The sequence below is a fragment of the Enterobacter cloacae complex sp. IR5402 genome (genome assembly GCF_049238125.1).
Taxonomy (GTDB): domain Bacteria; phylum Pseudomonadota; class Gammaproteobacteria; order Enterobacterales; family Enterobacteriaceae; genus Enterobacter; species Enterobacter hormaechei_C.
This window is the reverse complement of record NZ_JBMKHO010000007.1, coordinates 96509-120855: the sequence shown is the minus strand read 5'-3', so window position 1 is coordinate 120855 and position 24347 is coordinate 96509. Positions and strand designations below refer to the sequence as shown.

The 24347-nt window shown below is 56.2% G+C and carries 19 protein-coding genes; 14 read left to right on the top strand and 5 right to left on the bottom strand.

The features are described 5' to 3' along the window. Positions 1-67: 67 nt before the first annotated feature. From mazG to eno, 3 genes are all read left to right on the top strand, one after another. Positions 68-859: a nucleoside triphosphate pyrophosphohydrolase gene (gene mazG / locus ACOTXL_RS13885; protein WP_032610052.1), complete on the top strand. Its 792-nt coding sequence runs from the start codon at positions 68-70 to the stop codon at positions 857-859. A gap of 223 nt (positions 860-1082) precedes the next feature. Then, entirely contained in the window at positions 1083-2720 is a 1638-nt protein-coding gene (pyrG, locus tag ACOTXL_RS13880) for a glutamine hydrolyzing CTP synthase (protein WP_003862718.1), read from the top strand. Positions 2721-2802: 82 nt separating this feature from the next. Then, positions 2803-4101 (top strand): phosphopyruvate hydratase, encoded by a 1299-nt coding sequence (eno, locus tag ACOTXL_RS13875; RefSeq protein ID WP_006811784.1) that lies wholly within the window; start codon positions 2803-2805, stop codon positions 4099-4101. 52 nt (positions 4102-4153) lie between these two features. Here the strand turns inward: eno and ACOTXL_RS13870 are convergent, their stop codons facing one another. Then, positions 4154-4978 carry a MurR/RpiR family transcriptional regulator gene (locus ACOTXL_RS13870; protein ID WP_045351022.1) on the bottom strand — a complete coding sequence of 275 codons (825 nt, stop codon included), beginning with the start codon at positions 4976-4978 and terminating at the stop codon, positions 4154-4156. Positions 4979-5144: 166 nt separating this feature from the next. Here ACOTXL_RS13870 and ACOTXL_RS13865 point away from each other — a divergent pair, with 166 nt between their 5' ends. From ACOTXL_RS13865 to queE, 3 genes are read left to right on the top strand one after another with little or no spacing between them, the layout of a single operon-like run. Then, positions 5145-6704 carry a maltose/glucose-specific PTS transporter subunit IIC gene (locus tag ACOTXL_RS13865; RefSeq protein WP_045351027.1) on the top strand — a complete coding sequence of 520 codons (1560 nt, stop codon included), beginning with the start codon at positions 5145-5147 and terminating at the stop codon, positions 6702-6704. Further along, positions 6704-7411, top strand: coding sequence for an N-acetylmannosamine-6-phosphate 2-epimerase (locus ACOTXL_RS13860; protein ID WP_045351023.1), 708 nt, complete (start codon positions 6704-6706; stop codon positions 7409-7411). Before ACOTXL_RS13865 ends, ACOTXL_RS13860 begins: the two co-directional genes overlap by 1 nt. 54 nt (positions 7412-7465) lie before the next feature. After that, positions 7466-8137: a 7-carboxy-7-deazaguanine synthase QueE gene (queE, locus tag ACOTXL_RS13855; RefSeq protein ID WP_006811780.1), complete on the top strand. Its 672-nt coding sequence runs from the start codon at positions 7466-7468 to the stop codon at positions 8135-8137. Positions 8138-8154: 17 nt separating this feature from the next. On the opposite strand, the gene ACOTXL_RS13850 is transcribed toward queE, so the two are convergent. Both ACOTXL_RS13850 and ACOTXL_RS13845 read right to left on the bottom strand, forming a co-directional pair. Beyond that, positions 8155-9552, bottom strand: a complete 1398-nt coding sequence (locus ACOTXL_RS13850; protein ID WP_045343916.1) for an MFS transporter — start codon at positions 9550-9552, stop codon at positions 8155-8157. 27 nt (positions 9553-9579) lie between these two features. Beyond that, entirely contained in the window at positions 9580-10749 is a 1170-nt protein-coding gene (locus tag ACOTXL_RS13845) for a M20 aminoacylase family protein (protein WP_023314746.1), read from the bottom strand. 171 nt (positions 10750-10920) lie between these two features. On the opposite strand from ACOTXL_RS13845, the gene ACOTXL_RS13840 reads away from it, so the two are divergent. After that, the gene (locus tag ACOTXL_RS13840; protein ID WP_045351024.1) at positions 10921-13275 is read left to right on the top strand and encodes a helix-turn-helix domain-containing protein; all 2355 of its coding nucleotides are present in this window, start codon (positions 10921-10923) and stop codon (positions 13273-13275) included. Here the strand turns inward: ACOTXL_RS13840 and queD are convergent. Continuing rightward, a complete protein-coding gene (gene queD, locus ACOTXL_RS13835; protein WP_006811776.1) occupies positions 13260-13625 on the bottom strand; it encodes a 6-carboxytetrahydropterin synthase QueD in 366 nt (121 codons plus the stop codon). The two genes, ACOTXL_RS13840 and queD, sit on opposite strands and share 16 nt — an antisense overlap. Before the next feature lie 303 nt (positions 13626-13928). On the opposite strand from queD, the gene cysJ reads away from it, so the two are divergent. The 3 genes from cysJ to cysH are packed head-to-tail and all read left to right on the top strand — an operon-like array spanning position 13929 to position 18196. Continuing rightward, complete coding sequence (gene cysJ / locus ACOTXL_RS13830) at positions 13929-15734, top strand: NADPH-dependent assimilatory sulfite reductase flavoprotein subunit (protein ID WP_003862698.1); 1806 nt, start codon at positions 13929-13931, stop codon at positions 15732-15734. Beyond that, positions 15734-17446, top strand: coding sequence for an assimilatory sulfite reductase (NADPH) hemoprotein subunit (gene cysI, locus ACOTXL_RS13825; protein ID WP_003862696.1), 1713 nt, complete (start codon positions 15734-15736; stop codon positions 17444-17446). Before cysJ ends, cysI begins: the two co-directional genes overlap by 1 nt. A 15-nt stretch (positions 17447-17461) precedes the next feature. Then, positions 17462-18196, top strand: coding sequence for a phosphoadenosine phosphosulfate reductase (gene cysH, locus ACOTXL_RS13820; protein WP_045351025.1), 735 nt, complete (start codon positions 17462-17464; stop codon positions 18194-18196). A 543-nt stretch (positions 18197-18739) separates the two neighbouring features. On the opposite strand, the gene ACOTXL_RS13815 is transcribed toward cysH, so the two are convergent. Beyond that, positions 18740-19783, bottom strand: coding sequence for an aminopeptidase (locus tag ACOTXL_RS13815; protein ID WP_023314743.1), 1044 nt, complete (start codon positions 19781-19783; stop codon positions 18740-18742). A 237-nt stretch (positions 19784-20020) separates the two neighbouring features. Between ACOTXL_RS13815 and cysG the strand changes: the two genes are divergently transcribed. The 4 genes from cysG to cysC are packed head-to-tail and all read left to right on the top strand — an operon-like array spanning position 20021 to position 24336. Further along, positions 20021-21379, top strand: a complete 1359-nt coding sequence (gene cysG / locus ACOTXL_RS13810) for a siroheme synthase CysG (RefSeq protein ID WP_045350956.1) — start codon at positions 20021-20023, stop codon at positions 21377-21379. A 9-nt stretch (positions 21380-21388) separates the two neighbouring features. Further along, the gene (gene cysD / locus ACOTXL_RS13805) at positions 21389-22297 is read left to right on the top strand and encodes a sulfate adenylyltransferase subunit CysD (protein ID WP_006811770.1); all 909 of its coding nucleotides are present in this window, start codon (positions 21389-21391) and stop codon (positions 22295-22297) included. Between the two features lie 9 nt (positions 22298-22306). Next, on the top strand, positions 22307-23731 hold the full coding sequence (gene cysN, locus ACOTXL_RS13800) for a sulfate adenylyltransferase subunit CysN (protein WP_045350955.1): 1425 nt from the start codon (positions 22307-22309) through the stop codon (positions 23729-23731). After that, a complete protein-coding gene (gene cysC / locus ACOTXL_RS13795; RefSeq protein ID WP_015571713.1) occupies positions 23731-24336 on the top strand; it encodes an adenylyl-sulfate kinase in 606 nt (201 codons plus the stop codon). The genes cysN and cysC overlap by 1 nt, the downstream gene beginning before the upstream one ends. Positions 24337-24347: the final 11 nt, after the last annotated feature.

Sequence of the window (24347 nt, the reverse complement as noted above, 5' to 3'; positions counted from 1 at the left end):
ACATCCTCTTCTGTAGGCCGGGTAAGGCAACGCCGCCACCCGGCTCAGGCATTTAATGGAATCTGTTATGACTCAAATCGACCGCCTGCTCGGCATCATGAAACGCCTGCGCGACCCGGAAAACGGCTGCCCGTGGGATAAAGAGCAGACTTTCGCCACCATTGCGCCTTACACGCTGGAAGAGACCTACGAAGTGCTGGACGCCATTTCGCGAGAGGATTTCGACGATCTGCGCGGTGAGCTGGGCGACCTGCTGTTCCAGGTGGTGTTCTACGCGCAGATGGCGCAGGAAGAGGGGCGCTTTAACTTTGACGATATCTGCGCCGCTATCAGCGACAAGCTGGAGCGTCGTCATCCGCATATCTTTGGTGATGCCTCCGCAGGTAACAGTGTGGAAGTGCTGGCGCGCTGGGAGCAGATAAAAAGCGCTGAACGCGCTGAAAAATCCCAGCACTCGGCGCTGGACGACATTCCCCTGAACCTTCCCGCGCTGATGCGCGCGCACAAAATTCAAAAGCGCTGCTCGGCGGTAGGGTTTGACTGGACCTCTCTCGGCCCGGTGCTGGAAAAAGTACACGAAGAGATCGACGAAGTGATGCATGAAGCGCAGCAGGCCGTTGTGGATGAAGCAAAGCTGGAAGAGGAGATGGGCGATCTGCTGTTTGCAACCGTCAACCTTTCACGCCACCTCGGTGTAAAAGCGGAAACCGCCCTGCAAAAAGCGAACATTAAATTCGAACGACGCTTTCGCGAAGTTGAGCGGATTGTGGCCTCGCGCGGCCTGGAAATGAGCGGGATTGACCTCGACGCGATGGAAGAAGTCTGGCAGGAAGTAAAACGCCAGGAACATGATCTCTAACGAGATTTTGCGATCAAGCGCAATTTGTGTGATTTTTTAAATGACAAGCGCTTGATTTGCGTCAAAAACATTTACCCAAAAGGGGCTATTTTCTCACTCCTTATGTTTGTCATGGCCTGGAATGGAGACGGAGAATGAAAGTTTGTGGCGCTCGTCGTGTTCGGGTATACTACTTTCCCGTCCTGGTTATTCCATCGTTTCACCCTAACTTCTCAGGTTCAGCATGACAACGAACTATATTTTTGTGACCGGCGGGGTCGTATCCTCTCTGGGTAAAGGCATTGCCGCAGCCTCCCTCGCAGCCATTCTTGAAGCCCGTGGCCTCAATGTGACCATGATGAAACTGGATCCGTACATCAACGTCGATCCTGGCACCATGAGCCCAACCCAACACGGGGAAGTGTTCGTTACTGAAGACGGCGCTGAAACCGATCTGGATCTTGGCCACTACGAGCGTTTCATCCGTACCAAAATGACCCGTCGTAACAACTTTACGACTGGTCGTATCTACTCTGACGTTCTGCGTAAAGAGCGCCGTGGTGACTACCTGGGCGCGACCGTGCAGGTCATCCCACACATCACTAACGCCATTAAAGAGCGTGTCCTTGCCGGTGGCGAAGGGCATGACGTTGTGCTGGTTGAAATCGGCGGTACCGTGGGGGATATCGAATCCCTGCCATTCCTCGAAGCGATTCGTCAGCTGGCGGTAGATATTGGTCGTGAGCACGCGCTGTTCATGCACCTGACGCTGGTGCCTTACATGGCGGCAGCAGGTGAAGTGAAAACCAAACCGACTCAGCACTCTGTTAAAGAGCTGCTCTCCATCGGTATTCAGCCTGACATCCTGGTTTGCCGTTCCGATCGCGCGATTCCGGCGAACGAACGTGCGAAAATTGCATTGTTCTGTAACGTGCCTGAAAAAGCCGTTATTTCAATGAAAGATGTCGATTCCATTTATAAAATTCCGGGCCTGTTGAAATCACAGGGTCTGGACGATTATATTTGTAAACGATTCAGCTTGAACTGTCCGGAAGCTAACCTGTCTGAATGGGAGCAGGTGATTTACGAAGAAGCTAATCCGGGCGGCGAAGTGACTATCGGTATGGTCGGCAAGTACATCGAACTGCCAGATGCCTATAAGTCAGTTATCGAAGCGCTGAAACACGGTGGTCTGAAGAATCGCGTCTCTGTGAACATCAAGCTGATTGATTCGCAGGATGTGGAGACGCGCGGCGTCGAAATCCTCAAAGATCTGGATGCGATTCTCATCCCTGGCGGCTTCGGCTACCGTGGTGTTGAAGGCAAGATCGCCACTGCACGCTATGCGCGTGAAAACAATATTCCATACCTCGGTATCTGCCTGGGTATGCAGGTTGCGCTGATTGAATTTGCGCGCAACGTAGCGGGAATGGAAAACGCGAACTCTACGGAATTTGTGCCAGACTGTAAGTACCCTGTTGTGGCGCTGATTACGGAATGGCGCGACGAAGACGGTAACGTCGAAGTCCGTACCGAGAAGAGCGATCTGGGTGGCACCATGCGTCTTGGCGCACAGGCCTGCCAGCTGTCCGACGATAGCGTGGTACGCAAGCTGTACGGCGAGCCGGTCATCACCGAGCGCCATCGTCACCGCTATGAAGTCAACAACATGTTGTTGAAACAAATTGAAGCTGCGGGTCTGCGTGTTGCGGGCCGTTCCGGGGATGATCAGTTAGTCGAGATCATCGAAGTGCCTAACCATCCGTGGTTCGTGGCCTGCCAATTCCACCCGGAATTTACTTCAACGCCGCGTGACGGGCATCCGCTGTTTGCAGGCTTCGTGAAAGCCGCCAGCGAGTACCAGAAGCGTCAGGCGAAGTAAAAAAAGTTAGAACGGCAACGCGTACCTTTGGTACGCGTTGTTTGTCTGGAGTTTTAGTTTAACTTGTACTGAGGAAAATCTAATGTCCAAAATCGTTAAAGTCATCGGTCGTGAAATCATCGACTCCCGTGGTAACCCGACCGTTGAAGCTGAAGTTCATCTGGAAGGTGGTTTCGTCGGTATGGCAGCGGCTCCATCAGGTGCTTCTACAGGTTCCCGCGAAGCGCTGGAACTGCGTGATGGCGACAAATCCCGTTTCATGGGCAAAGGCGTACTGAAAGCGGTTGGCGCTGTTAACGGTCCTATTGCTCAGGCTATCGTTGGCAAAGATGCTAAAGATCAGGCTGGCATCGACAAGATCATGATCGATCTGGACGGTACTGAAAACAAATCTAACTTCGGTGCGAACGCAATCCTGGCGGTTTCCCTGGCGAACGCCAAAGCGGCAGCAGCAGCTAAGGGCATGCCACTGTTCGAGCACATCGCTGAACTGAACGGCACCCCAGGCAAATACTCTATGCCTGTACCAATGATGAACATCATCAACGGTGGTGAGCACGCAGACAACAACGTTGATATTCAGGAATTCATGATTCAGCCAGTTGGCGCGAAAACCCTGAAAGAAGCGGTACGTATGGGTTCTGAAGTGTTCCACAACCTGGCTAAAGTTCTGAAAGCTAAAGGTATGAACACGGCTGTTGGTGACGAAGGCGGCTACGCGCCAAACCTGGGTTCTAACGCAGAAGCACTGGCTGTTATCGCTGAAGCGGTTAAAGCAGCAGGCTACGAGCTGGGCAAAGACATCACCCTGGCGATGGACTGCGCAGCATCTGAATTCTACAAAGACGGTAAATACGTTCTGGCTGGCGAAGGCAACAAAGCGTTCACCTCTGAAGAGTTCACCCACTTCCTGGAAGACCTGACCAAACAGTACCCAATCGTTTCTATCGAAGACGGTCTGGACGAGTCTGACTGGGATGGTTTCGCATACCAGACCAAAGTACTGGGCGACAAAATCCAGCTGGTTGGTGACGATCTGTTCGTAACCAACACCAAGATCCTGAAAGAAGGCATCGAGAAAGGTATCGTTAACTCCATCCTGATCAAATTCAACCAGATCGGTTCTCTGACCGAAACGCTGGCTGCGATCAAAATGGCGAAAGACGCTGGCTACACCGCGGTTATCTCTCACCGTTCTGGCGAAACTGAAGATGCTACCATCGCTGACCTGGCTGTTGGTACCGCTGCTGGCCAGATCAAAACCGGTTCTATGAGCCGTTCTGACCGTGTTGCTAAATACAACCAGCTGATTCGTATCGAAGAAGCGCTGGGCGAAAAAGCACCTTACAACGGTCGTAAAGAGATCAAAGGCCAGGCATAAGCCTGAACCTTCGTTCTTATGAAAAAACCCGCTTCGGCGGGTTTTTTGTTTTCTATAGCAGAAGCGGCAACGTGGCGCTTGCCGTTTGCTGGCTGACGTCACTGTAACGGCTGTCTACTGCAATAAGGGAAGTGGTTAACAGTTCAACCAGCAGCATCACGCCAACCTTGGCATTGAGCGCACCCGCGCTCAGCGGTCCCTCGGGTTTGGCTGCAACCAGCTGTAAATCGCTCAGGGAGGCCAGCGGGCTGCGGGGCGTATTGCTGAGCGCCAGTACCTTAACGCCCCTCTTGCGGGCGAGTTTCACCACGTGAAGCAGATCCCGTGTAGAGCCGGAACTTGAGATGGCCACCACCAGCGTCTCTTTCGAGAGCGTTGCCGCATTCATGGCCGCGCGATGCATATCGCTAAACAGCTGCGCGGGTTTGCCCAGCCGCAGGAGCTTGTAATGCAGATATTCCCCGAGTATCGCGCTGGCGGCCACCCCGTAAATTTGCACTGACTGCGCCTGATGCAGGGCCAGTGTCGCCTGTTCAAGTTGGGCCCGGTCGAGGAGTTTTGCGGTATCTTGCAGCGCCTGGACAGACTCATCCACCACGTTATCTATTGCATCTCCTGCCTGACGCTCAGGCAAACCCTGCTGAATATCCAGCGCAAGCGCCATTTTAAATTCGTTATACCCCTTACAGCCCAGCGTGCGGCAAAGGCGTGTGACGCTGGCCTCGCTGGTGCCGCTTTCACGCGCCAGCTCGGTGATCGTCAGGTAGAGCACCCTGGCAGGATCGTTGAGGACAAACTCCCCCAGTTTTTGTTGCGTTGGGCTGTACCCGGAAGCCTCCTGGCGTAGCTTCAGCAGCAGGTTTTCATGGTCCGACATGCTAGATCCTTAATGCGTTTCTCTGCCAACTAGTGTGGCGGAAAGCGGGGGAGAGATGCCAGTCATTTCGAAAAAGTATGATCGGTGTCCTGGTTTTTGGTGGTGATTTTCACAATTAAAAATATATGTGGTAAAAATTTTCATCAATAACCAGGGGGATAAAAAAATGATGCAAATGTTCAGCGGAGCGTCTTCCGGCGGATGGTTTGAAAAAGCGCAGCGCTTCGGCAAATCCTTTATGTTACCCATCGCCATACTGCCCGCAGCAGGTCTGTTGCTGGGGATCGGCGGGGCGCTATCGAATCCGAATACGCTTACCGCGTATCCATTTTTAGACGTTGGCTGGCTACAGGCCATCTTTACCATCATGAGCAGCGCAGGCTCGATTGTGTTTGCAAACCTGTCGGTACTGTTTGCTGTTGGGGTCGCCGTTGGGCTGGCGAAAAATGATAAAGGCACGGCAGGGCTGGCGGCGTTGCTCGCTTATCTGGTGATGAATGCCACTATCAATGCGCTGCTGATCCTGACCGGAAAACTGGCGCATGAGAACCCGGGCGCCGCAGGGCAGGGCATGACGCTGGGTATTCAGACGCTTGAAACGGGCGTGTTTGGTGGGGTAGTTATTGGGCTGGTGACCTGCGCACTGCATCATCGATTTAATAAAATCGCGCTTCCGCAATTCCTGGGCTTTTTTGGCGGCTCACGCTTCGTTCCCATTATCAGCTCACTGGCGGCGATACTCGTCGGCGCGCTGATGACCGTGGTCTGGCCGCATTTTCAGAAGCTGATCTTTGGCCTCGGCGGGCTGGTGGATGCCACCGGCTATCTGGGGACTTTGCTGTATGGCTTCATCCTGCGCATGCTTGGCCCGTTTGGTTTGCACCACATCTTCTATCTTCCGTTCTGGACCACCGCGCTTGGCGGCAGTGAAATTGTTAACGGTCACCTGGTTGAGGGCACGCAGCGGATCTTCTTCGCCCAGCTCGCCGACCCGAACACGCAGCATTTCTATGAGGGCACGTCGCGCTTCATGTCCGGGCGCTTTATAACCATGATGTTTGGTCTGCTCGGCGCCTGCCTTGCGATGTACCACACGGCCAGGCCGGAGAACAAAAAGCGGGTTGCCGGGCTGCTGCTCTCTGCGGCGTTAACCTCATTCCTGACGGGAATTACTGAGCCCATAGAGTTCTCATTCCTGTTTATTGCCCCGGTGCTGTACGTCATTCATGCGCTGTTTGACGGGCTGGCGTTCATGCTCGCGCACATGCTGCACATCACCATCGGACAAACATTCTCCGGCGGGTTTATTGATTTCGTGCTGTTCGGCATTTTGCAGGGGGAAGCGAAAACTAACTGGATGTTCGTCCCGCTGGTGGGCGTACCGTGGTTCTTCCTTTACTACTGTACCTTCCGCTATCTGATCAAACGTTTTGATTTTGCCACGCCGGGCCGTGAAAAGGAGGCGTTGGCTGACGAGGCTACCCTGCCGCAAAGCGAGCGCGCCGCGGCGGTGATCGCCGGGCTGGGAGGAAAAGACAATCTGGATGACGTTGACTGCTGCGCCACGCGCCTTCGCGTCACGGTGAAAGACGGTAGCAAAGTCAATGAATCTGCACTGAAAGCGACCGGCGCCCGCGGCGTAATCGTCCGCGGCAACGGTGTCCAGGTCATCTATGGACCGCACGTCACCATTATCAAAAACGAAGTAGAAGAGATCTTATCGTAATGAAAACTGTACTGGATAACCTGAAAGGAAAACTGGTCGTCTCCTGCCAGGCGCTGGAAAACGAACCGCTGCACAGCCCGTTTATTATGTCGCGAATGGCGCTGGCGGCGGCCCAGGGCGGTGCCGCTGCGATCCGCGCCAATAGCGTGGTGGATATCGAGGCTATCAAAGGGCTGGTCTCACTGCCGGTCATCGGCATCATCAAACGAGACTATCCGGACAGCGAGGTGTTCATCACCGCGACGCTCAAAGAAGTGGATGAGCTGATGGCGGTCGCCCCGGAGATCGTTGCGCTGGATACGACCGCCCGGAAACGGCCCGGTGGCGTATCGCTGGACATGCTGATCGCGCAGATCCGCACCCGTTACCCTTCGCTGCTGCTGATGGCGGATATTGCCACCGTGCAGGAGGCCGTGACCGCGCAGGCGCTGGGGTTTGATTGTGTCGGAACCACCCTTTACGGTTATACGGCGGAGACCGCGGGCCATTCGCTACCGGAAAATGACTGCGCGTTTTTGAAAGAGGTGCTGTCTGCCGTCACGATCCCCGTGATTGCCGAAGGTAACGTGAATACCCCCGATCGCGCGGCCAGGTGTCTGGCGCTGGGGGCGCACACGGTTGTCGTCGGCGGGGCGATCACCCGACCGCAGCAAATTACGGAACGGTTTATGGCGGCAATTGGCGCGCAAAGCACCGATGGAGCATGATCATCTGACGGGGATCTGCGATACTTATCGTTTATCCCCTTAACAGAGTTGACTATGCAGTACCCGATTAACGAGATGTTCCAGACCCTTCAAGGCGAGGGTTACTTTACCGGCGTTCCCGCTATCTTTATTCGTTTACAGGGATGCCCGGTTGGCTGCGCCTGGTGTGATACCAAACATACGTGGGATAAGCTCGCAGATCGGGAAGTGTCGCTGTTCAGCATTCTGGCGAAAACCAAAGAGAGCGATAAATGGGGCGCGGGCAGCGCGGAAGATCTGCTTGCCATTATTGGTCGTCAGGGCTGGACGGCGCGGCACGTGGTGATCACCGGCGGGGAACCCTGCATTCATGATCTGATGCCGCTCACCGAACTGCTCGAAAAGAACGGCTATAGCTGTCAGATTGAAACCAGCGGTACCCATGAAGTGCGCTGCTCCCATTCAACGTGGGTAACGGTTTCACCGAAAGTGAATATGCGCGGCGGGTATGACGTACTATCGCAGGCGCTTGAGCGTGCTGATGAGATCAAACATCCGGTGGGGCGCGTGCGTGACATCGAAGCGCTGGACGAACTGCTGGCGACGCTGACGGACGAAAAGCAGCGCGTGATCGCACTACAGCCTATCAGCCAGAAAGACGATGCAACCCGTCTGTGCATTGAAACCTGTATCGCCCGCAACTGGCGGCTGTCGATGCAGACGCACAAATATCTGAACATTGCCTGATACTTTTGTGGCCCCGCTTAACGCGGGGCTTTTGTTGTTGGCAGTAAAGCCCAGGTCACGACTGCCGACCCAAGGCAAATCGCACTGTTGAACAGCAAGGCATACTGCGCGGCACTGGCCGTTCCCATCGGCAGCCATAGCGCGTACAGCGATGCGGTGACCGCGATACCCATTGCGCCGCCCAGGGAACTGCCCATCTTATAGATCCCTGAAGCCACCCCCACTTTGTTTTCAGGGGCATTCATTACCGCCGTGTCCGTTGAGGGCGTGGCGTAACATCCGAGCCCCAGCCCAAATAAAATATTGCTCAGAAAAACGGTAACAATGTAGACCTCTTTGCTTAAGAAGGTGCATGAAATCAGCGAAATACCTGTTGCGGTCAGCAGCGGGCCGGTCATCATCGGCAGCCTGGCGCCATAGCGCTGAAGCAGTTTTTCACCCACCCGGATCATCGCCAGTACGGTAACCAGATACCCCAGCGTCATCATGCCTGTCTGTAGTGGTGACAGATGATGGCCTTGCTGCAACCAGATGCTGGCGATCATCATGGTGCCAATGCAGCCGTTGAGCAGGAAATTTGAGAATACCGAGGCGCTATAGGCCCGGTTTTTAAACAGGGCGAAATCGATCAGCGCCGCATCGCCTTTTCGCCGCCCGGTAACGACAAAGCACATCAGTGCAATCACGGCTCCACACAGTACAAGAAGCGATAAACTGCTGCTCCAGCCCCAGCTGTGTCCTTTGCTAATAAACAGATTGAACAGCACCAGCATAAGGACAAAACTCACCAGGCCGCTGATATCCAGTTTGTGTCGACACGCATCAGGGCTGCGGCTTTCCGGGGTGGCGCGGATAAGCAATAGCGCGGCCAGAGCCACCACCATGGAGAAAATAAATATCCAGCGCCAGCCCAGCGTGGTGGCGATGGCGCCTCCCACAAACGAGCTCAGGCCACTGCCGCCCCAGGAGCCGATAACCCAAAAGCTGATGGCGCGCTGGCGTGCTTTACCGTCATACCAGGTCTTAATCAGCGCCAGCGTGGCGGGCATGATGCAGGCCGCTGATAGCCCCTGTATCGCTCTTCCCAACAGAAACAGGACGGGCTCCCATGAAATGAACAGCAGACCACTCCCGATCATGCTCAGGATCAGGCCAATCATGGTCAGTCGCATGCGCCCAAACTTATCGGCAAACCCACCGCAGGCGACGACAAAACAGCCGCTGAACAACGCGCTAAGGCTGACGGCCAGCGTAAGGGTTTCGAGGGCAATATCGAGGCTATTCTGCATGGCCGGAACCACGTTGATAACCGACTGGGCAAACAGCCAGAATGTCAGAACGCTCATGACGATACCCGCCAGCAGCCGATCGTTACCGGCGTAGGCGGATGCGCCTGTCAGGGAAACGGTACTCATAGTGCAGCCCTCCCGGGAAGGTGCGAATCAGCGCAGATAGTGTTCGGTCAGTGCGGCCCACAGCGCCGCGCCGGTGAGGAGAATGTTGTCGTTAAAGTCGTAACCCGGGTTATGTACCATGCAGCGGTCCGGCTCATCGCCGGCGCCAAGGGTGAAATAGCATCCATTGGGATTTTTCTCGAGCATGAAAGCAAAGTCTTCGCTGCCCATAAACGCATTCACCTCCGCGACGGAATCCTGACCGAACAGATCGGTGGCGACGTTGCGCACCATCTCATTGGCTTGCGGATTGTTTTTCAGTACCGGGCTGCCGTTAATGTGTCGAATGGTGGCCGTCGCATTGAAACTTTCCGCCTGTGCAACGGCGATATCATGGATACGCTGTAGCACGGTTTGCCGCACGCGTTCATCCAGCGTGCGCACGGTAAGTTTCATCAATACTTTGTCGTTGATAATGTTGGGGGCGTGCCCGGCCTGAATGCTGCCTACGGTAACGACGGCTGGCTGGAAGGGGGTAATGTTGCGCGAAACAATCGACTGCAACGCGATAGTGATATGACAGGCAACCAGGGTGGCGTCAACGGTATGTTCTGGCACCGCACCGTGCCCCCCCACGCCGTTAACCTCAATATGAAGAGTGTCGGAAGAGGCCATCATGGCGCCATCGCGCAGACCAATTTTTCCGAGGGGCTGTGACGGCATATTGTGCAGACCAAAGATGTGGTCGCAGGGGAACAGGTCAAACAAACCGTCCTCTACCATAACGCGTCCGCCATACAGAAGTTCTTCCGCGGGCTGAAAAATAAGGTGCAGCGTGCCGTTAAAATTGCGGGTGCGTGCCAGGTACTCCGCTGCATACAGGAGCGTTGTGGTGTGGCCGTCATGACCGCAACCGTGAAATTTACCCTCAACGGTACTACTCCACGCCTTGCCGTTGTTTTCCTGCATTGGCAGCGCATCCATATCGGCGCGCAGGCCCAGGCGTTTATGCCCGTTACCCACCTTCAGTGTGCCGACCACACCGGTTTTCGCCAGCCCGCGATGAACCTCATATCCCCATTCCTGAAGCAGCGCTGCAACGCGATCGCTCGTATTGTGCTCCTCAAAACCAATTTCAGGATGCTGATGAAAATAGCGCCGTAATTCAGTGAACCGAGCTTCGTTGCCACGCAGAGCTTCGATAATTGGATGTGTCATTTTTGTTATCCTTTTTCTGCCAAACGATGATAATTTCGAGTCTATGACGATCGTACTGCCTGAAAATGCAATTTTTTGTTGTAAAGCGACGGCTTTGTTTTGATTGTTTTTCATACAATTCAGTTATGACAAAAAAGAGCAGGTCATTATTTGTCTTTGATGAGGGGTAAGATGGCGCAACGGGGAGATGAATTTTGGATAGAGATTCAGGACATTCGCCACTGCGTGGAGGATGAAGGCGATACGCTAACGTTGCTCTGGGTGCTGGAAGGGCGGGCAGAGCTGAACACCGATGCGGGACGTGACATCCTGGAGGCCAATACCCTTGCCATCATAAACCGTCATCGGCGCTGGCAGTTCACGAGCGAAACGGCAAATGTCACCCTGCGCGTAACCCTTTCCGGGCGCTGGGTCGTCCAGCTCTGCAATGATTTTTTTGCCCATGATTATGCTGTACCGGCAGAAGCCGGAGGCGTCTGGCCCCAGTGCGATGCGCTTCGCGATCTGCTGCGCCAGCTTCTTGTGGTCACCCTCATCAACGACCCGCACCGCTACCGGCTGGAGGCGTACCGCTGGCTGAGCGAGATTTTGCTGTTGCTGACCAGCCGCTTTCAACAGCCCGCCCGTATGCTGTCCCGGGAACTTTCCTCAGCGCACAGCAAACGCATCGCTCGGGTGATAGAGCGGATCAATGCCAGTTATTCCCGCCGTATTACGCTTGCGGAAATCGCCGCGAGTGAATATGTTTCTGAAGCCTGGCTCTCTCGTCTCTTTCGCAAGGAGGTGGGGATCAGTTTCATGCAGTACATCACCCACCTGCGGCTGGAAAAGGCGGCCGACGCTCTCCGGCTGACGAACCGACCGCTGCACCAGATTGCGCTTGAGCAGGGTTTCGCCAGCACGCGTATGATGAGCGATCGGTTCAGGCGTGTTCACAATATGTCTCCGGGTGAGTTTCGTAAGGCCCGACGCCAGCACCCGGAGGCGGCACGTATTCGGACGGACAGGCGTGAGCAGCGCTATCCGGTCGCCGTGGACAAGCTGTTTAGCCTGCTCAATGAACCGGTGGCGCGCGGTTGGGGAGCCTCGCCGCTCATCGTTCACCCGCAGCAGGAGCAGAGACTGGATCTTGAGCAGCTCAATCCTCTTTCTGCCTCGCTGCGCCGTATGCGGGTGGTCATTACCCTGCGTGAGCTCGACGATTTGCTCCGTGAGGACGTTCGACAAAATCTGGAGGCGATAAATGAGGCCATTCCCATTGAGGGAATTGATATCGCCGAACCTTTTCTCAGCAGTCGACTGTTTGCTACCGGGTGGGATGACCCCCAGATGGCAGGCTACGCCTGCTGGTACAATCTGCATCAGCTCTTCACCTGGCTGGCAAAAAAGCAGTGGACGGTGCTACTGCACACCGGCGTAACGACCCGCCGCGATCTTCTCACCCGCTTTTTACAACAGTCGGTTAATCATTTTTCGCCAGAAATCACCGCGGGCTGGCACTTCGTCATGCACTGGTCAACACAGGCGAGTGAGGAGACCCGGGAGCAGGTCTGGCTGGCCCAGCAAAAGGCAATACGAACTTATCTTCCGCAGGCAAAGTTTGGTTTATGGCACCGATTTGCCCCCGTCAGCGCGGGCGTAAGCGACGATACCCTGTTCAGTTCCGACATCCTGATGCAGGCCGATTTTCTTGCCTGCTCTGCCGATGCCAATGAACTTCTCGATCCCGCGCAGCTGGAGGTAACCCCTCTCTCCTCAACGGAAAATTATCCGATACTGAAGGTCCGGCAGATCCTCGCTGCCCTTCGCCTGCGAAAATGTTCGCTTCCCGTCTGGCTTCTCTCCTGGAATACCCTCACCGGCAACACGCGGGCGACAAACGGCTGGTTTTTTCGTGGGGCGTTGCTGATGCAGAACCTGCTCGGGCTTTCGGAGCAGGTCTGGCTGGCGGGATTCTGGCTCAATTCGGGCCTTCAGGGAGAAGCCCGTGCGAACAACACCATCGATACCTCAAGCCTTGCGCTACAGTATAACCATGGTCTGCCGCGTCCGGTTTATTGGGTACTCTGGCTCTGGCAACGTCTGCGGGGCGAGGTGCTGGTCAATGATAAGCGTGTCCTGCTTACGCGCCATCGCAATGGTTATCAGCTGTTGCTGCGTAATGTGGTGGTTTTTAATCCGCTCCTATCCAGTGAAGAAGCCTTCATCCAGCGTTTTCGCCAGCAGTATCATTTACACCTGAAGGGAATGCGCGGTAAATGGCGAATTAAATGCCATCTGTTTGATCAGCACAACGGCGCGCTCTATCCGTTGCTTGAAGGGGTTGGCAGCGAAAGCGGCCCTGATGAAGAGATGTGGCGCTGGATAGCGCATAAAGCGCGTCCAACGCTTTCCGTACGCGATGAACGCCTTTATGACGGCTGGCAACTGAGTGAATCACTGGAGAGTAATGCGCTGGTGCTCTACGAGTTTACGCCGCTCGTGCCTCGTGAGGCCGAAACGGAGGAGATTCACTCCCCGCGGTAGACGCAGCCTGCCGTGCAGGTCTCTTTGATCATCACCGCACTCAGCAGCGGCACCAGCGGTTTCATCTGATCCCAAATCCATTTCGCCAGCACCTCGCTGGTCGGGTTTTCAAGGCCCGGAATATCATTCAGATAGTAGTGATCGAGACGATCGTAGGTCGGCTTAAACGCGGCCTTCAGTTCGGCAAAGTCCATGATCCAGCCCGTATGGGGATCGACTTCACCGGTGATTTCAAGACGCACCATAAACGAGTGTCCATGCAGGCGGCCACATTTGTGCCCGGCAGGAACGTGTGGAAGGTGGTGTGCGGCTTCGAAGGTGAAATCTTTAAACAGTGTGGTGGACATCATAGCTCTCAGGAATGCGGAAAAAACCGCCGCATAGTACCGGAAAGCACAATTTTTATCATTAACTAAAACGGCTCTGAACGGTCAACGCCTCGTATTCATGGTGTTTATCGACTTTTGTTGTTTTATTTCAGATAGTTGTTTAATCGCTTTTATCGTTAAGAACGATAACTAAAACAGGTTAGTCCATTTGGTTATTTATTATTTCCATCCCTTCTTTAATTGTTATTATCCCCGCCGTTAACCTTATCTTCAGTTTGGATTTATTCGCTTAAAGTCCGCTTTGCTACTGGAACATAACGACGCATGACAACACAGGCCCCACCTTCAAATTTGCTTCCCCTTAACCCGGAGCAACTGGCGCGCCTCCAGGCCGCGACTTCCGATTTTTCACCCACCCAGCTCGCCTGGGTCTCCGGCTATTTCTGGGGAATGCTGAACCAGCAGCCGGGTGCTGTGGCTGGCGTCCCGCCAACGGCCGTTGAAATTCCTGCCATCACGCTTATCTCCGCTTCGCAAACGGGTAATGCCCGTCGTGTGGCCGAAGCGCTGCGTGATGACCTGCTCGCCGCGAAGCTGAACGTTAACCTGGTCAACGCCGGGGATTATAAATTCAAACAGATCGCGTCAGAAAAACTGCTGGTGGTGGTGGCGTCAACGCAGGGCGAAGGCGAGCCTGCGGAAGAAGCCGTCGCGCTGCATAAGTTCCTGTTCTCGAAAAAAGCGCCAAAGCTCGAGGGCACCGCCTTTGCCGTCTTCGGCCTCGGTGACACGTCCTATGAATTTTTCTGCCAGTCCGGTAAAGATTTCGACAGCAAGCTGGCGGAGCTGGGTGCAGAGCGCCTGCTGGATCGCGTAGACGCTGATGTCGAATACCAGGCCGCCGCCGCCGAATGGCGGGCGCGCATCGTTGAGGTGCTGAAGGCCCGCGTCCCGAAAGAGACGCCAGCGCAGGCCGCCGTTACCGCAGCGGGCACCGTCAACGAAATCCACACCAGCCCTTACACGAAAGAGGCGCCGCTGACGGCGACCCTGTCGGTAAACCAGAAAATCACGGGCCGTGATTCGGAAAAAGACGTGCGCCATATCGAAATCGATCTCGGTGACTCCGGCCTGCGTTATCAGCCTGGCGATGCGCTGGGCGTCTGGTATCAGAACGATCCGGCGCTGGTGAAAGAGCTGGTCGAACTGCTGTGGCTGAAAGGCACGGAGCCGGTCCAGGTGGAGGGTAAAACCTTACCGCTCTCTGAGGCGCTTCAGTGGCATTTCGAGCTGACGGTGAACACCGCCAACATCGTTGAAAACTACGCCACCTTAACCCGCAGCGAATCGCTCCTTCCGCTGGTCGGGGATAAGGCGAAGTTACAGCAATACGCGGCGACAACGCCGATTGTCGATATGGTGCGTTTCTCACCGGCACAGCTGGATGCCGACGCGCTGATCGGCCTGCTGCGTCCACTGACGCCGCGTCTTTACTCCATCGCCTCCTCACAGGCGGAAGTGGAAAACGAAGTCCACATCACCGTTGGCGTGGTGCGTTACGACATCGAAGGCCGCGCGCGGGCGGGCGGGGCCTCGGGCTTCCTGGCCGACCGCGTGGAAGAAGAGGGCGAGGTGCGCGTCTTTATCGAGCACAACGACAACTTCCGTCTGCCGGCGAACCCGGAAACGCCGGTGATCATGATTGGCCCGGGCACCGGCATCGCACCGTTCCGCGCCTTTATGCAGCAGCGTGCAGCGGACGAGGCACCGGGTAAAAACTGGCTGTTCTTCGGCAACCCGCATTTTACCGAGGATTTCCTCTACCAGGTTGAATGGCAGCGCTACGTCAAAGAGGGTGTGCTGACCCGCATCGATCTGGCCTGGTCTCGTGACCAGAAAGAAAAAGTATACGTACAAGACAAACTGCGCGAACAGGGCGCAGAGCTGTGGCGCTGGATCAATGACGGTGCCCACATTTATGTCTGCGGCGACGCCAATCGCATGGCGAAAGACGTTGAGCAGGCACTGCTGGAAGTGATTGCCGAATTCGGCGGTATGGATGCCGAAACGGCGGATGAATTTTTAAGTGAGCTGCGCGTAGAGCGCCGTTATCAGCGAGATGTCTACTAATGAGCGAAAAACATCCTGGCCCACTGGTGGTCGAAGGCAAACTGTCTGATGCCGAGCGCATGAAGGTAGAGAGCAACTACCTGCGCGGTACCATTGCCGAAGATTTAAATGACGGCCTGACCGGCGGTTTCAAAGGCGACAACTTCCTGCTGATCCGTTTCCACGGTATGTACCAGCAGGACGACCGCGATATCCGCGCCGAACGTGCCGAGCAGAAGCTGGAGCCGCGTCACGCGATGCTGCTGCGCTGTCGTCTGCCGGGTGGCATCATCACCACCAAACAGTGGCAGGCGATCGATAAGTTTGCCCATGACAACACGATTTACGGCAGCATTCGTCTGACCAACCGTCAGACCTTCCAGTTCCACGGCATTCTGAAGAAGAACGTCAAGCCGGTTCACCAGATGCTGCACTCCGTGGGTCTGGACGCGCTGGCGACCGCCAACGACATGAACCGTAACGTGCTCTGCACCTCGAATCCGTACGAGTCCGAACTGCACGCCGAAGCGTACGAGTGGGCGAAAAAAATCTCCGAACATCTGCTGCCACGTACCCGCGCCTATGCGGAGATCTGGCTCGATCAGGAGAAAGTCGCCACCACCGATGAAGAGCCGATCCTCGGTCAGACCTACCTGCCGCGTAAGTTCAAAACCACGGTGGTGATCCCGCCGCAGAACGATATCGACCTGCACGCCAACGACATGAACTTCGTGGCGATTGCCGAAAACGGCAAGCTGGTCGGCTTTAACCTGCTGGTGGGCGGCGGTTTGTCCATTGAGCATGGGAACAAGAAAACCTACGCCCGCACCGCGAGCGAGTTCGGCTTCCTGCCGCTGGAGCACACGCTGGCAGTGGCTGAGGCGGTGGTTACTACCCAGCGCGACTGGGGTAACCGTACCGATCGTAAAAACGCGAAAACCAAATACACTCTGGAGCGCGTAGGCGTCGAGACGTTCAAAGAAGAAGTGGAGCGTCGCGCGGGCATCAAGTTTGAGCCGATCCGCCCTTACGAATTTACCGGTCGCGGCGATCGCATCGGCTGGGTTAAAGGTATCGATAATAAATGGCACCTGACGCTGTTTATCGAAAACGGCCGTATTCTTGATTATCCGGGCCGTCCGCTGAAAACCGGCCTGCTGGAAATCGCGAAGATCCACAAAGGCGAGTTCCGTATCACCGCTAACCAGAACCTGATCGTCGCCAGCGTGCCGGAAAGCGAAAAGGCGAGAATTGAAGAGCTGGCCCGCGAGCACGGGTTGATGAATGCGGTGAGCGCGCAGCGTGAAAACTCGATGGCCTGCGTGTCGTTCCCGACCTGTCCGCTGGCGATGGCCGAAGCCGAGCGTTTCCTGCCGTCCTTCACTGATAAAGTGGAAGCGATTCTGGAAAAACATGGTATTCCGGACGAGCATATTGTTATGCGCGTGACGGGCTGCCCGAACGGCTGCGGTCGCGCGATGCTGGCCGAACTCGGTCTGGTAGGGAAAGCGCCGGGTCGCTATAACCTGCACCTGGGCGGTAACCGTATCGGGACGCGTATTCCGCGTATGTTCCGCGAGAACATCACCGAGCCGGAAATTCTCGATTCCCTCGACGTGCTTATCGGACGCTGGGCGAAAGAGCGCGAAGCGGGTGAAGGCTTCGGCGACTTTACGGTACGTGCGGGCATCATTCGCCCGGTGCTCGATCCCGCAAGGGATTTCTGGGAGTAACCACGAGAGGTAATTATGTCCGTACTCGATCTAAACGCGCTTAACGCATTGCCAAAAGTCGAACGCATTCTGGCACTCGCAGAAACTAACGCCCAACTGGAAAAGCTGGACGCCGAAGGGCGTGTGGCGTGGGCGCTGGAAAACCTGCCGGGAGACTATGTGCTTTCGTCGAGCTTTGGCATTCAGGCGGCGGTCAGTCTGCATCTGGTGAATCAGATCCGTCCGGACATTCCGGTGATCCTCACCGATACCGGCTATCTGTTCCCGGAGACCTATCAGTTTATCGACGAGCTGACGGATAAGCTCAGGCTGAACCTGAAAGTCTACCGTGCGACGGAAAGCGCGGCCTGGCAGGAGGCGCGTTACGGCAAGCTGTGGGAGCAGGGCGTTGAGGGCATTGAGAAATACAATGAGATCAACAAGGTCGAGCCGATGAACCGGGCGCTAAAAGAACTGAACGCTCAGACCTGGTTTGCGGGCCTGCGCCGCGAGCAGTCCGGGAGCCGGGCCACGCTGCCGGTGCTGGCGGTGCAGCGCGGCGTGTTCAAAGTGCTGCCGATCATCGACTGGGATAACAGCACGGTGTATCAGTATCTGCAAAAGCACGGGCTGAAGTACCATCCGCTGTGGGATCAAGGCTACCTGTCGGTAGGCGACACCCACACCACGCGTAAATGGGAACCGGGAATGGCGGAAGAAGAGACGCGATTCTTCGGGCTGAAGCGCGAGTGCGGGCTGCACGAAGGGTAATGTTTTTTCGCCCGGTGACGCTGCGCTTACCGGGCCTACAACGGCTTAATTCTCCCTCTCCCCGTGGGTGGTTCCCCAGTAATTTGAAAGCAAAAGCGATAACGTTGCCTCAGAATAACTGAGGGCTTTCAGCGATGCCTCGGTCCGGCTGTAAATCGCTGAGGCGTTTCCTGTAGGCCGGGGCGAGGCGCAGGGATGCGCCGAGAGGGCGGGCTTTACAGGGATGTTACCTCCGCCCGTCCCCGATAAGCCGGAAGGAAAAAGCCGGAGGCACCGCGAAGCGGCGATTTTCCGCCGGAAGCCCGGGTCGCCAGGGTGGTGGCGACTGAGCCACCCTGGCACGTTCACCGGTTATGTTGTGACAGAGTAGCAAGGAACATAACGTGAACGGAATGACCACCAGAGCCGTATGTTCCCCCTCACCCCAGCCCTCTCCCTCAAGGGAGAGGGGGCCGTCTGTGCAGGCATTATTTTGTGGGGAACCCTCAGCCCCGTGGGAGAGGGTTGGGGTGAGGGCATAAGGCCGCACTATGCTTAACGGCCTCAGGCTTTCCCCGCTTTCGCCAGCTCCTTCACCAGCGGCAGCATCACTTTCACGACATCCCGGCTGCGGTGCTCAATCCGCTGCGGCAGCGCTTTATCAATGTGCTGCTGATTATCCAGCCGCACATCATGCCAGCTGGTCCCGTCCGGGAAGGCTTTCGATTTGCTGCGCTGCTGATAGCCATCTTTTTTGCCCAGCGCCCAGTTCGTCGCCTCGACGTACAGCACCGGAATGCCCGCCTTATCAAACACTTCACCGTCATTACAGCAGCCTGTGCCTTTAGGATACTCCGGGTTACCGCCCGGATTTGTCGCGGCATAGACGCCATGCGTGCGGGCAAGCGCCAGCGCGCGGTCGCGGGTGAGTTTACGTACGCTGCTCGGCGTGCTCTGTCCGCTATTAAAATAGAGCTTATCCCCCACGATCAGATTATCGAGGTTAATCACCAGCAACGTATTTTTCTTCTCCTCAGCGCTCATGCGCTTAAGGAGATTCTCAGCGCCGAGTTTTCCTTCTTCTTCGCCGCTGGTCGCAACAAAGCGAATGCTGTATTTCGTCGGAATATTCTTCAGGCGTTCGGCCAGCTCAAGCATCACGCCCAGACCCGCCGCATTATCATCCAGTCCCTGAAGCGTCAGCCCGCCGAGATTATTATCGACATCGGCATCGCTCAACGGCGTGTAGGTATCAAGGTGCGCCATAATAATAATCTGCTCAGCCGCCTTTCCTTCGTGCGCCGCAATAACCGTGCTGCCAGTTACGTTATGCCAGTTTTGCGTTTTATTGCGAGTGGTATAGATGTAGCGGCTGTGGAAAGCGCGAATGTCGCTTTCATAGCCCATATCCGCAAACTGCTGACGAATATAGTCTGCCGAGAGCATCTCGGCTGGGGTTCCGGTCATACGGCCCGGAAAGACCGTCGCAATATGCCGCGCCTGCATACTGGCTATTTCACCGTAAGATGGATTTTTTGCCTGAGCCGGAAGGATAAAGCAAACGCCGAGCGCCAGGGCAACGAATCGGTGGCGCATTGCGGAAAACATAGTGAGTCCTTAAAAACAGAGCAAAATTTTAACCCGCATAGTATGAAACTGTGATCGGGTAGACACAATTTGAATTGCTCTTAAATGCCCGAAATTTCGCGTGTTAAGCACTTTTTGATATTTGCTTTTCCACGGCGTTATTCCATTGAGTAACTACTCATTCCAATTCGTAATTTCATTCGATCTAAGCCGCCCCCTATAGTCCCTTTATTCGTGGTTGTTAGTGAGTTGTTGCCTGTGGACTATCTCCCCCTTTTTGCTGCCTTAAAAGACCGACCGGTACTGGTTGTCGGGACGGGTGAAATTGCCGATCGCAAAATCGCCTTCCTGCAACGCGCCGGGGCGCAGGTGCAGATCGTTGCAGAGGCGGATTTTGCAGAGTCTCAGATCGACAGCGTGGTACTGGTGATTGCGGCAACCGAAGATCGGGCGCTCAACAGCCGAATCTCCGCCGCAGCCCAGGCCCGTCACCGCCTGGTGAACGTGGTAGACGACCAGCCGTTATGTTCATTTATCTTCCCGTCGATTGTCGACCGCTCGCCGCTGCTGGTGGCGATCTCCTCCGGCGGCACCGCCCCGGTGCTGGCGCGCGTGCTGAGAGAAAAAATCGAAGCGCTGCTGCCGACCAGCCTCGGACGTATGGCGGAGAAGGCCAGCTACTGGCGCAACCATCTGAAAACGCGTCTGACCAGCGTGACGGAACGCCGTCGCTTCTGGGAGCGTGTGTTTCGCGGCCGCTTTGCCAGCCTGATGCAGGCCGGTAACGAGACGGCGGCGCAACAAATCCTCGAAGACGAACTGGATAACCCCGGCAGTACGGGCGGGGTGATCATTCTGGTGGGCGCCGGGCCGGGCGATGCCGGGCTGCTCACGCTGCGTGGCCTCCAGGTTCTTCAGGATGCGGATGTCGTGTTCTACGACCACCTGGTCACCGACGGTATTCGCGAGCTGATCCGCCGTGACGCGGAGCAAATCTGCGTCGGCAAACGTGCCGGCGAGCACTCCGTGCCGCAGCACGACACCAATCAAATGCTGATTGCCGCTGCGAAAGCGGGCAAAACCGTGGTGCGCCTGAAAGGGGGCGATCCGTTTATCTTCGGTCGTGGTGGCGAGGAGTTGCAGGCGGCAGCCGAAGCGGGCGTCCCGTTCCAGGTGGTTCCCGGCATTACGGCGGCGTCTGCCGTCACGGCCTACGCCGGTATTCCGCTGACCCATCGCGATTACGCCCAGAGCGTGACCTTTGTGACCGGGCACTATAAAGCCGACAGTACGCCGTTTGACTGGTCGCATCTCGCCCAGAGCCGGCAAACGCTGGCGATTTATATGGGCACGATGAAAGCGGCAGACATCAGCGAACAGCTTATTCAGCACGGTCGCGATGCGGCGACGCCGGTAGCGGTGATCTCCCGCGGGACACGCGTCGATCAGCATGTCGCCATCGGCACTTTACAAGACCTTGCAACCCTGGCGAAAGACGCCCCAATGCCCGCCCTGATTGTGGTGGGAGAAGTGGTGCAGCTGCACAGCACGCTCGCCTGGTTCCAACACACAACCGACACAGAAGGCTTTGGCGCTTCTGTTATAAATTTGGCTTAAGGAACGGTTATGGACCAAAAACGACTTACTCACCTGCGGCAGCTCGAAGCGGAAAGTATCCACATTATCCGCGAAGTGGCCGCCGAGTTTTCTAACCCGGTGATGATGTACTCCATCGGTAAAGATTCCAGCGTCATGCTGCACCTGGCGCGTAAAGCGTTTTATCCGGGTACGCTGCCGTTCCCGCTGCTGCACGTGGATACCGGCTGGAAATTCCGCGAGATGTACGAGTTTCGTGACCGTACCGCCAAAGCCTACGGCTGCGAGCTGCTGGTGCACAAAAACCCGGAAGGGGTGGCGATGGGTATCAACCCGTTCGTGCACGGCAGCGCCAAGCATACCGACATCATGAAAACCGAAGGGCTGAAGCAGGCGCTGAATAAATACGGTTTTGATGCGGCCTTCGGCGGCGCGCGCCGTGACGAAGAGAAATCCCGCGCCAAAGAGCGTATCTACTCTTTCCGCGACCGCTTCCACCGCTGGGACCCGAAAAACCAGCGTCCGGAGCTGTGGCACAACTACAACGGCCAGATCAACAAGGGCGAAAGCATTCGCGTCTTCCCGCTCTCCAACTGGACCGAGCTGGATATCTGGCAGTATATCTATCTGGAAAATATTGAGATCGTTCCGCTGTATCTGGCGGCCGAGCGCCCGGTGCTGGAGCGCGACGGCATGCTGATGATGATCGACGACGATCGCATTGATTTACAGCCGGGCGAAGTGATCAAAAAACAGATGGTCCGTTTCCGTACTCTCGGCTGCTGGCCGTTGACCGGCGCGGTGGAATCCAGTGCGCAGACGCTGCCGGAGATCATCGAGGAGATGCTGGTGTCGACTACCAGTGAGCGACAGGGGCGCGTGATTGACCGCGACCAGGCAGGCTCCATGGAGCTGAAGAAACGTCAGGGTTATTTCTAAGGAGCCGCCATGAATACGACTATTGCCCAACAAATTGCCGATGAAGGCGGCGTAGAAGCTTATCTGCACGCCCAACAGTACAAAAGTCTGCTGCGTTTCCTGACCTGCGGCAGCGTGGATGACGGGAAAAGTACCCTGATAGGACGTCTGCTGCACGACACGCGCCAGATCTACGAAGATCAGCTCTCTTCCCTGCACAATGACAGTAAACGCCACGGCACCCAGGGCGAAAAACTCGACCTGGCGCTGCTGGTAGACGGCTTGCAGGCGGAGCGCGAGCAGGGCATTACCATTGATGTCGCCTATCGCTACTTCTCTACCGAAAAGCGCAAATTTATTATCGCCGACACCCCGGGGCACGAGCAGTACACCCGTAACATGGCGACCGGCGCGTCCACCTGTGATCTGGCGATCCTGCTGATTGACGCCCGTAAAGGTGTGCTGGATCAGACTCGTCGTCACAGCTTTATCTCTACGCTGCTGGGGATCAAACACCTGGTGGTGGCGGTGAACAAAATGGATCTGGTGGACTACAGCGAAGCGCGATTCGACGAGATCCGTCAGAGCTACCTGACCTTTGCTGAACAGCTGCCGGGCAACCTCGATATTCGCTTTGTGCCGCTGTCGGCGCTGGAAGGGGATAACGTCGCCTCTCAGAGCGGGAACATGCCGTGGTACAGCGGCCCGACGCTGCTGGAAGTGCTGGAAACCGTTGAAATTCAGCGCGTGGTTGATACCCAGCCGATGCGCTTCCCGGTGCAGTACGTGAACCGTCCGAACCTCGATTTCCGCGGCTTCTCGGGCACCATTGCGTCCGGCGCGGTGAAGGTGGGCCAGCGCGTGAAGGTGCTGCCGTCCGGTGTGGAATCGGCCATTGCCCGAATCGTCACCTTTGATGGCGATCTGGAGGAAGCCGGAGCAGGTGAAGCGGTAACCCTGGTACTGAAAGACGAAATTGATATCAGCCGCGGCGACCTTCTGGTCGACGCGCAGGAAACGCTGGCGGCGGTGCAGGGCGCATCCGTAGACGTGGTGTGGATGGCGGAACAGCCGCTGACCGCAGGCCAGAGCTATGACATTAAAATCGCCGGCAAGAAAACCCGCGCCCGCGTGGACGGCATTCAGTTCCAGGTGGACATCAACAACCTGACCCACCGTGACGTGAGCGAGCTGCCGCTCAACGGCATCGGTCTTGTGGATATGACCTTCGACGAGCCGCTGGTGCTGGATCCGTATCAGCAGAACCCGGTGACGGGCGGGCTGATCTTTATCGACCGCCTGACGAACGTCACTGTCGGTGCCGGGATGGTGCGTGAGCCAAACGCGCAGGCTGCCGTGGCCTCTGAGTTCAGCGCGTTTGAGCTGGAGCTTAACGCGCTGGTGCGTAAGCACTTCCCGCACTGGGGCGCACGCGATCTGCTGGGAGGCAAGTGATGGCCGCCCATGATGAGAACGTCGTCTGGCATCCTCATCCGGTCACCGTCGCCCAGCGCGAACAGCTCCATGGTCACCGTGGGGTTGTGCTGTGGTTTACCGGGCTGTCTGGCTCCGGTAAATCCACGGTGGCAGGCGCACTGGAAGAGGCGCTGCATCAGCAGGGGGTGAGCACCTACCTGCTGGACGGCGACAACGTGCGTCACGGCCTGTGCAGCGATTTAGGGTTCAGCGATGAAGATCGTAAAGAGAACATTCGTCGGGTGGGGGAAGTCGCCAGCCTGATGGCGGATGCCGGGCTGGTGGTGCTGACGGCGTTTATCTCACCGCACCGCGCCGAACGTCAGATGGTGCGTGAGCGCGTGGGGCAGAATCGCTTTATTGAAGTGTTTGTGGATACCCCGCTGGCAATCTGCGAAGCGCGCGATCCTAAAGGGCTGTACAAAAAAGCCCGCGCGGGAGAGCTGCGAAACTTCACCGGCATTGACTCCGTTTACGAAGCGCCTGAATCCCCTGAGATTCATCTGGAAGGTCAACAATTGGTAACAAATTTAGTAAGCCAATTATTAGACCTGCTCAGACGGGACGATATTATCAGATCCTGAGACGGTATCGT